The sequence below is a fragment of the Thermoanaerobaculia bacterium genome (assembly GCA_018057705.1).
Taxonomy (GTDB): Bacteria; Acidobacteriota; Thermoanaerobaculia; order Multivoradales; family JAGPDF01; genus JAGPDF01.
In genome coordinates this window covers 27,381-36,171 of the sequence record JAGPDF010000037.1, presented here as the reverse complement: position 1 = coordinate 36,171, position 8,791 = coordinate 27,381, and the positions used below count along the sequence as shown (strand labels likewise).

Here is an 8,791-nt window from a genome sequence, read left to right as displayed (position 1 = left end):
ACGACCTGCCCGAGACCGTCGAGGACTACGTCCACCGCGCCGGCCGTACCGCGCGCGGCAACGCCACGGGGCTGGTGTCGTCGATCGCCAGCTGGATGGAAAAAGAGAAGATCCGCGACATCGAGGCAGCGATCACCCAGTCGATCCCGCGCTGCACGACTCCGGGTGTCGAGCCCTACGTCGAGCGCGTTGGCGCCGCGCCGTCGTTCAAGCGCAGCCGCAAGACGCGCTGGTAGGCGGCTCCCGCCGCCTCCCGCCAAGTCCCGCTCCATCGGGCCCCATGGGGCGGGACGATCTCACCGACTCTCGCGATCTACACCGGTTCGGGGGTTCAGAGTCGCGGCAGGAGCGTCCCTGTCTTCAGATCGAACCGGTCGCCCGACACCAGGATCCGGGTGACCATCTCGTCCGTCGCCAGCTTCGGCTTGCCCTCTCCACCCTTGCGGACCTGAGCCTTCCGGGCATCGAAGATCATCACCCAGCCCTCGCCCATGACCTCGAAGGTGCGGTCGGGGCGGATCCAGATCGAGGTCTTCTCGTCCACGCCGATGCCCGGCAGCTCCGGATGCTCGAGCACGACGGAGATCAGCCGGTTCTGGCGCTGGCGGGCGACGAAGTGCTGGTCGAGGATCGCCTCGGTGACGTAGCCCAGACCTTCCTTGACCTCGACATTGCCGCCGCGCAGCACCGTGAAGTCCCCCTCGCCCGTGAGCATCACGCGGCTCATGCAGGCGAGCCCGGCGGAGCTCCCGGCGAGGACGCCGCCGTCGTCGTAGACCTTGCGGATCGCCGCCTCGGCCGGCGTGCCGAGGATGGCGGCGGTGATCTTCGACTGGTCGCCGCCGGTGAAGAAGATCACCTTCGCCGCCGCGATCGCCGCAAGGAACTCGGGGCTGGACGCATCCTCCCGCGTCCGCAGCTCGATCGCCCGCATCCCCGTCGCTCCGAGCGCCCGCAGCTCCTCGACATACTCCGTCCCGGTCTCCGCGCGTTCCGATGCGGTCGGCAGAATAACGATCGCCGCCCCCTTCCCCCCCGCCAACTCGAAGATCCGCGGCCAGAACGGCTCCGCCTCCCCGCCACCCCCGTTGAGCACCAGGTGGCCCTTGGGCGCACCTGCGGCGACACGGGAGGCGCTTCCATCGGCAGGAGAACCAGCAGCACTCCCGGTGGCATGCACAGACCCTGGCAAGACCAGGAGCGCCAAAGCGAATCCAGCGAAACGACTTGCGAACATGGACAGATCCTTTCGCTTCAGAAGGAAATCAAACCGCCGAAGTTGGGACGCGGTACGTACGGATCGAGATGCCGCAGAAACTCCTCCCAGATGAGCTCACTGAGCTCGGCGAGGGCCGGCAGGTTCTGTGGCCCCTTGCGGGCCTCGAAAATCACCACGTGCGGCAACGCCTCCCAGTCCGGGAGGGCGTCGTGGCGCTCGATGCCCTGGAAGTGCGGGATCGTACTCTCGCCGTACTTGCACAGCCGAATCTCCTCGAAGCCCGTCGCCCGGAGCGCCCGCTCGAGCGCCGCCGCGTTCCAGAGGAACTGGTGTCCCCAGGCGCGGAAGCCCTTGTTCAGCATCAGGGCGTCGACGACCCTCCTGGCGGACTCGTCCGCGCCACGGGCCGGATAGTGAGTCGCCCACATCCAATCGACATTCGGCGTCGAAATTCTCATCCAATGTCCGGGAGCGAGAGCCCGATGGGCGTTCAGCAGAAACTGCACCGCCCGATCGACGCGCAGGTGCTCCAGGAAATGCTCGGCGTAGACCGCCCCGGCCTCGCGATACGGCAGCTCCACGCTGGCGTCGAGCACGACATCGACCGTCGGCAGCTTCAGCAGATCGATGTTCACCCAGCCCTCGATCCGCTCCCGGCCGCAACCGACATGCAGGAGTGCTCCCTCGGGCGCACTCTTCGGGACAACCCTGACTGCGACCGGCGAGAACATCAAAAAATCATAGCAGCGGCTTCGCCGTAGGCTCCGCGGAGCAGGTGGCGAACGTGCTCGTGTCGAGGATCGGTTCGAAGGCGCGATGGAGCGGATTCTCGTAGAAGTGGATCTCGCCCGAGTCGGTGTCTTCGACCCGCAGCTGGACGAAGAGGTTGGTCAGACCGGCCGAGTAGACCCAGAAGCGATCGAACGGCACGCAGGCATCGAGCACTTTGACGAAAAGCTCGAGGTTGTTTGCGCTGAAGAACCAGAAGGCCGCGCTCTCCGGGGAGAGCGGCAACGCGACGGCTTCACCAGAAAGGCCGCTCGCGGTGCGGTAGCTCGCCGACACCCGGAAGCGCCCCGCCTGCAGGCAGACGTGCTGCGCGTCTTCGACGCAGTTCGACAGTTCCAAGGGCGCGGGCTCAACCTGGGGACGAACGGGGGGTCGACTCTCCCCCATAGCGGTCTCAGTAGCCGGTGGCGGCAGCGCTCCACAACCAGGGAGAGCTTCGATGTCCTGGATCGGGGGGAAAGGCGACGCGAGACTCGTGTCCCGAATCCAGGTCTGCCCCGTCCAGGTGTCGATCACCCCCAGGGTGACCTCGACGTTGGTCAGTCCCGCCGAGTAGAGCCAGAACTTCTGATTGAAGCCGCAGCCGTCGAGGATCTTGACGACGACTTCGAGGTTGTCGGGACCGAAAAACCAGAATCCGCCGGTGTCGGCGGTGAGCGGCACGGGGACCCCAGCCCCGTGCGCCCCCGAAAACGACGTCCACAGCGTACAGACATCGAATCGCCCACCGCCGAGCGTCAGTCGCGGCGCGCCATCCGCGCAGCCGCGAAAGTACTTCCGCCCCGCGACCCCCCAGTCGTCGCCGTCGACGCCGTCCGCCGACCAGACCAAGGCTATCGCGCCGCTCTTCGACTGCGCGATGTACGAAAACTCGTCGAAGAGCCCCTCTTGCCCTGCCCCGGCGCTCGCCCGGACCTCGTCGCTCACCGCTGTACCATCGGCGCGAAAGACACGAAAGTAGATCTCTTCGAGGTATCCGTCCTGCCCGTCGCTCGTCCAGGAAACCACGAATCGTGAGCCGCCGTCCGTGGCGATCGAGCCGCTGTAGCGCGCCCCGGTCGGCGAGCTCGAAACCGGCACCTCGCCGGTCAGCGGCGTGCCATCGGAGGCAAAGATACGAAAGAGAACGTCGTAGTACGGCGACTGGTCGGACTCGCCTTCCCAGACCACGACGAAGCGATCCCCGCCGACCGCGACGACGCCGGTGGGTCCCGCCTGCGACCCCGCCCGCGTCGTGTTCACATCGAAGCGCGGCGTCAGAAAATTCCCGGACGCATCGAGGATCCGGGCCGGGACATCGTAGTCGCTGTCTGAGCTGTACTCCCCCCAGGCGACCAAGCTTCGACCGGAGGAGTCGACCCCGATCTTGCCGCTGAAAACTTCGTTCGCCGGATCCGCTGGATCCGGCTGGGTCAGCGCGACCGGTTCCACGACCAGCGCACCGGCCCCCGAGAAGGCCTCGAAGTACATTTCGTTCCGCGCTCCTGGATGACTCCTGGGCCATCCGGTGAAGCCCACGAACAGCCCTCCAGCCGGGCCCGCGGCGATCGAATGCCCGCCACCGACGTAGTCAGGCCCATCGATCGAAACGGGTGCGCCGACCGAAGCGCCGTTCTCGTCCAGAAGTTGGAACATCGGCCCAGACAGAGGAAAGGGGGGCAACGAGTAGGCGCTGAACAGCCAGCCGCCCGTAAGCAGGGAGAGGAGTGCTGAGTCCCCCACAGAACCATCCCCTGCACCCAACGCAAACTCTGGGCTCAGCGTCGAATCCACCTCGATGAAGCGTCCAACCTGTTCGAGCGGAAAGCCGACACTATCCCTGTAGTCCACGAGGGCGCGCCCCTGGGCATCGATGGCGACTGAGGAAGGCCTCTGGTACTGCGCCGAGGTCTCGTTGACCTGAAAGACCGGCGTCAGCGGAGACTGCCCCGGGAGCAGGGCGGGCCAGGACGACGCCACGATCCAACAAGCGAAGCGCGAAGCTAATCTGCGCGGTTGCATCGCTGACCTCTCTGTTCTCTATTGTGCCGTCGAGCGTAGGAGCGATGCAAAGCGCCCCTTGCTCGTCCCGCGAGGATCAAACTCTTCCCAGCTCAAGACGGCATTCCCGCGAGCATCGAGCTCTGGGCGCCCCAACCACAGCTCCGTCGAGGTCTCTCGCAGCAGGCTCTCCTCGTCCAATGAGAATGCAGATCGAGCATCGACCGACCGGTACTTCGCACTGACGGCGCCAGTCAGTCGATTCTCCGACTCCCAGGCAACGTAACAGCGCGACGCGGCGTCACAGATCGCGCGTGTGCGCCGAGGAACCAGAATCCCCGCGCGGTCAAGCCGTGCGGGCGCCGTTCCCATTGCGCCGGCGATGGAAAGACCGGTGCTCAGAACTTCCGAAGAGCCGGAAACAGGATCGTGTTCCACCCAGGCGACAATGGCTTCGCCGTCAGGAGTCACCGCGACCGAAGGCGCCAATTGATCCCTCCCCTGAACGGGTGAAACGGCGATGACCTCACCAAGCGGCTGGGCATTGGCGTCGAGCCAGCGAGCGTGCACCGCCGAAATCGTGCCGTAGCCTTGGCGATGCTCCCAGACGACAAGAGTGTTCCCTGAACCATCCCGAGCCGCGCTCCACCTGCGAGGCAGTTCCGCGGGCACCCCCTCGACGAGCACCGCTTCCCTTTCCTCTAGTGCGCCAGGCACATGCGCCCAAAGCCCTCGAATTCCTTCCTCGGATTCGGTCATGAAGAAACCGAGCTCACCCAGCTCCGGCTCATTGAGAGACGATGAACAGGGGATAGACGAGCCTGGGCCGAGTAGCAGGACCCAATCATCTGTTCCGAGAGTCCCGGCCGAGACGCCCCCGGGGTTCTCAAACTGATAGGTTGCCCCTGAGAGCGGAGCGCAAACCGGCGTCACCATGTTCAATTGTGCTCGCGTGTTGTACAAGTAAGCCGCAAAGCCGCTCTCGAAGCCCGTACCAGCCAGATTGACTCGTACGTTCGCGTTGTGCGGCATATAGACCACAAGATTGTCGGCATCGCGGGCAAGAACGAATTGGCGAGGTGTCGTCGGAGGCGGGCTGCTCGTCGCCCGATTCTGTTCGGCTGGACCGGCGGCGAGAGTTCCAAAGTCCAAGGTTCGAATTCCATCGCCCAGGCGGCGCGCCGATACAGCGGTTTCGAGCTGGCACATTGCTCCGGCGTAGCTCTTGTACTCGTTCGACTGCGGCGTTGGCGGGGGGTTCAGGGTGCCCACGACGCAAGTTTCCTCGTCAGTAGCCCACGCCGGAAGGCTAGGCAAGCCGCAGAGCCCCCACTCCCAGAGACCGGCTTGCCCCCAGCTATACCCAGTAGCACCGGCGAACCAACTCGACCAACCAGCCTGCCGCAGGCGGTACCGATTGAAGTGCTGAATGCTTGTTGAAGCTTCACTCGTGACTCCATAGCCGTAGTCGTAAATGGCTTCGGCATTCAGAGCTGGCTTGCGAGGATTCGCAAACGGGCCGCTGGTCGGGTAGCGGATGGCTTGAGCGAACGTACGCGGCCTGGAAGTGATGTTCGCGAGGTTCCCTCCCGAGAAACCGCTCTGGTAGCCATTGACGTTCAACCACGATTCGGGATGAACGTCATCAATGGAGCCAGCGCCTACGGTGGCGTAGTGATTCGTGATGATCGGGTAGGTCCCACTCAAGGTCCGGATCTCGTCTCCGGAAGCGACCAAGAGCTGGGACATTCGGCGCCCCAGTGGCGCGCAATTGTAGCCCGGCTCACACTCTGTGGGGTCGTCGTCGAAGCCCGGGGAGAGAATGACGAAGTTCCCTCGTGTCATGGCAGCGAGGTTTCGGGAGAAAGTGCGAATCGCCGCATCCGATATCCACTCGTCGAAGGGACCGCTGGCGCCTACGAGATAGACAAGGATCCCTTGCTGATTTGCATATTGGATCATGCCGTCCAATTCTTGCCAGTAGCCAGGATTCCACCTTGAACTGCAATTCGGGAACTTCGATTCGCGATCGAACGCCGCAGATGGGCAGGTGCCGCCAATCTGCTGGAATCCGGCTTGGCCGTTGCTCATGTTGCTCCTGACACCCGAGTAGCCCGCGGGGGCTGGAGGTCCGGCCCACCGAGGTGAAAGCGCCAGGTGCACGACGGTGAACGCGTTCGCTTTTCGGTTGTCGATGTAGCTCCGCCACTGATTCCGACACGCCTGCACCGTTGCGGCCCACGCCGTGTCACCGTGCCAGAAGAAGAAAGTGCCGTCGTAGTGGCTCGGTGGCTTGAATGTGTTGACGCCCGCACTGTAGGAAGAATCCTGCTTTAGAAAGCCTCGGGTCCAAAGGGGATTGCTCGTGCTCTGGATCGCTACCGATACAGAACCGTAAGTGACTAGACCTGCGTCGGCCGAGCAGTCCTCTTTTCCGAAGAGCGTGGAGCAAGTCGACGTCCAGTAGTGCGCGCCTGTGAACGGCGCAAAGGCCACTCTGAAGACGAAGCGATCGTGCAAGCCGTCGGGAGTCTTCCCTGCCCAGTAAGCGAAGGTGCGATAGGCGAAGGCTGGATTTTGCGACCATCGAGTGAGGATCTCGATCTTCAGATCGCGATAGCCGTTGGTGTAGCTCCCCGTGCTGATCAGTTCCTGCTGCCAGCACTGCCAGGCCAGGGCAGTTCCTCCGCTCCCACATGCGGGCCAAGGCACGCTGTTGTTGCAGCTGAGCGGAGTCGTGGGATTGCCACAACCAGGTTGCAGTTGTGCAATGAGCGGGGCCGCGGCCAGTCCGAACGCGAAGAGAACGTCGACGATTCGTCGGGCAAACTTGCTGGTCTTCATAGGATCTCCTCCTCCTTCGGCATTGGCAGAAAGCGAATCGCGCTTGAGCGAGGTCCTCGTCGGCCTTCTTAGGTCGAGAGCGCCTCTAGGACCCAAGCCCGGACGCTGCCCGCCGATTCAGTACCAATTGCATCCTGGATTCATTCGCAGGTCCCTCTATAGAGATAGTTGTCTCAGAGGTCCAATTCGTGACAAATGAGTCAAGAAAACTTCTGGAACGGCGGGGATCCGAACAGCTGGCCCAATTGGGAACCGGCGTTGCTTGTGCCGGGGGTCGACCCGGAGGAGGCTTTAGCGAGCTGGCGTGAGCTGGAGGCGAGAGACCGTCGCCTTCTCGATCGCGGGGTCGGTCCAGGGGACGGGGCGGGTTTCGAGGCGGAGGTAGAGGGGGAGCTGATCGTCGTAGTGGGGGTCCCAGGGGTGGCCGGACTGGCCGCCGGGGAGGATCGAGATGCCGCGGTCGGGGTCGCCGAGGTCGTTCACCAGGCGCATCGAGGCGCCGTACTCGACATCCATCTCGTCGCCGACCCAGGGTCCGCCGAAGGCCATGACCGTGGTCGACGAGCCGTCGAGCGGGAACGGCCCGCGGTTGAAGAGACGGCCGACGAGCGGCGCCGCGCCGAGGTTGTGCTCGAGCTTGAGGCGATGCATTCCGGCGTAGGGCCAGGAGGAAGCGTCCGGGCCCCAGCGCTTCTCCCCCTCTTGCCAGGCGGCGGCGAGCGCACTCCCGACCGCGGCGGCGCGATCCTCGACCGCGGGCGTCGCGACGTCGTCGAACCAGGCGGGCGACATCGCGCCGTCGAAGAGGCGGATCAGCCGCCAGCGGGTGCCGAAGCGCGCCAGGTTCGCGGCGGTCGCCTCGTCCTGGAAGACGGCGCGGTGAAGGTGCCGTTCGACGAGCGCGAAGAGCGCCGGCGCGCCGCGCTCCCCCATCCTCCCGTCCCAGCCCTGGAGCGCTACCCAGGCCTTGGCGGCGTCGCCGGAGTGGTCGCCGGCGAGGCGCGGCACGAGCCACTTCGCCCACAGCGAGATCGCGTCGCCCTGCAACGCGGCGAGCCCGGCCGGGGTCCAGTCGGTCTTCTCCGCCAGACGCTCGCGCACCCGGTCGGCGCGGAACGCCGTGTCGAACTCCTCCTGGAACCAGGCCGGTGTCGCGACCGGCAGAAAGCTGTTCGCGGTGACGATCGCTTCGGTCGGCGGGTCGATCAGAACCGGATTCTCCGCGGCCGGCAGGAGGCCCGCCCATCCGTATTCGCTCTTCCAGCCCGGCGCCGGGAAGCGGCCGTCCCAGCCGAAGCGGTTCGGGGCCCGGCCGATCGGCGTCCAGAGGATGTGGCCGTCACGGTCGCCGACCACCAGGTTCTGCGGCGGGAAGGAGTACGGAGCGACCGCCGCGGGGACCTCGGCGATCGTCGTGGCGCGCGCGAGGTTCATCAGCGCGAGCATCTGGTCGGCCGGCTCGTAGCCCGACCAGGCGACGCTCCTCGCCGGGAGGCCACGCACCGGATCGGGGTCGAGGAGCGGTCCGCGATCCGTCGAGCGGATCTCGAACTCGACCTCCTCGCCGTCGTCGAGCCGGATGGTCGCTTTCTCGACCGTGACCGGCACGAACTCTTCGCCGCGCTGCACCTTCGTCCCGGTGACGTCGAGCCGCTCGACGAAGAGATCGACGTCGTCGACGTAGAGATTGGTCATTGCCCAGGCCAAATGTGCGCTGCGGCCGAGGACCACCCCCGGCACGCCGGGGATCGTCATACCGGAGACCTCGTAGCCGGGCGCCCGGAGCGCCGCCTGGAACCAGACTCCCGGCAGGCCCAGCCCCAGGTGCGGATCGTTCGCGACCATCGCGGAGTGCGTCGCCGAGCGCCCGGGAGCGACCGCCCAGTTGTTGCTGCCGAGCCCGGAGCCCTCGGGGTTGCTCCCCACCGGCTGGCCCGCGGCGGGGGTCTCGTCGGCGAG

The 8,791-nt window shown here is 65.4% G+C and carries 6 protein-coding genes; 1 reads left to right on the top strand and 5 read right to left on the bottom strand.

The genetic code is table 11. The features are described 5' to 3' along the window. The coding region (locus KBI44_12775) for an ATP-dependent helicase (GenBank protein MBP9145352.1) at positions 1-236 on the top strand (236 nt) is incomplete at its 5' end. Positions 237-331: 95 nt separating this feature from the next. Here KBI44_12775 and KBI44_12770 read toward each other — a convergent pair. The 5 genes from KBI44_12770 to KBI44_12750 form a co-directional block, all read right to left on the bottom strand. Beyond that, the gene (locus tag KBI44_12770) at positions 332-1,237 is read right to left on the bottom strand and encodes a cyanophycinase (protein MBP9145351.1); all 906 of its coding nucleotides are present in this window, start codon (positions 1,235-1,237) and stop codon (positions 332-334) included. A gap of 17 nt (positions 1,238-1,254) precedes the next feature. Then, positions 1,255-1,950 carry a methyltransferase domain-containing protein gene (locus tag KBI44_12765; GenBank protein MBP9145350.1) on the bottom strand — a complete coding sequence of 232 codons (696 nt, stop codon included), beginning with the start codon at positions 1,948-1,950 and terminating at the stop codon, positions 1,255-1,257. Between the two features lie 7 nt (positions 1,951-1,957). Further along, complete coding sequence (locus KBI44_12760; protein MBP9145349.1) at positions 1,958-3,643, bottom strand: hypothetical protein; 1,686 nt, start codon at positions 3,641-3,643, stop codon at positions 1,958-1,960. Between the two features lie 384 nt (positions 3,644-4,027). Continuing rightward, the gene (locus KBI44_12755) at positions 4,028-6,832 is read right to left on the bottom strand and encodes a DUF4038 domain-containing protein (protein ID MBP9145348.1); all 2,805 of its coding nucleotides are present in this window, start codon (positions 6,830-6,832) and stop codon (positions 4,028-4,030) included. Between the two features lie 291 nt (positions 6,833-7,123). Next, positions 7,124-8,791: penicillin acylase family protein (locus KBI44_12750; GenBank protein ID MBP9145347.1), on the bottom strand; the 1,668-nt coding region annotated here is incomplete at its 5' end.

Excerpts from the sequence above, each read along its gene's own strand:
- KBI44_12770 (MBP9145351.1), bottom strand. The coding sequence starts at position 1,237 with ATGTTCGCAAGTCGTTTCGCTGGATTCGCTTTGGCGCTCCTGGTCTTG.
- KBI44_12765 (MBP9145350.1), bottom strand. The coding sequence starts at position 1,950 with ATGTTCTCGCCGGTCGCAGTCAGGGTTGTCCCGAAGAGTGCGCCCGAG.
- KBI44_12760 (MBP9145349.1), bottom strand. The coding sequence starts at position 3,643 with ATGTTCCAACTTCTGGACGAGAACGGCGCTTCGGTCGGCGCACCCGTT.
- KBI44_12755 (MBP9145348.1), bottom strand. The coding sequence starts at position 6,832 with ATGAAGACCAGCAAGTTTGCCCGACGAATCGTCGACGTTCTCTTCGCG.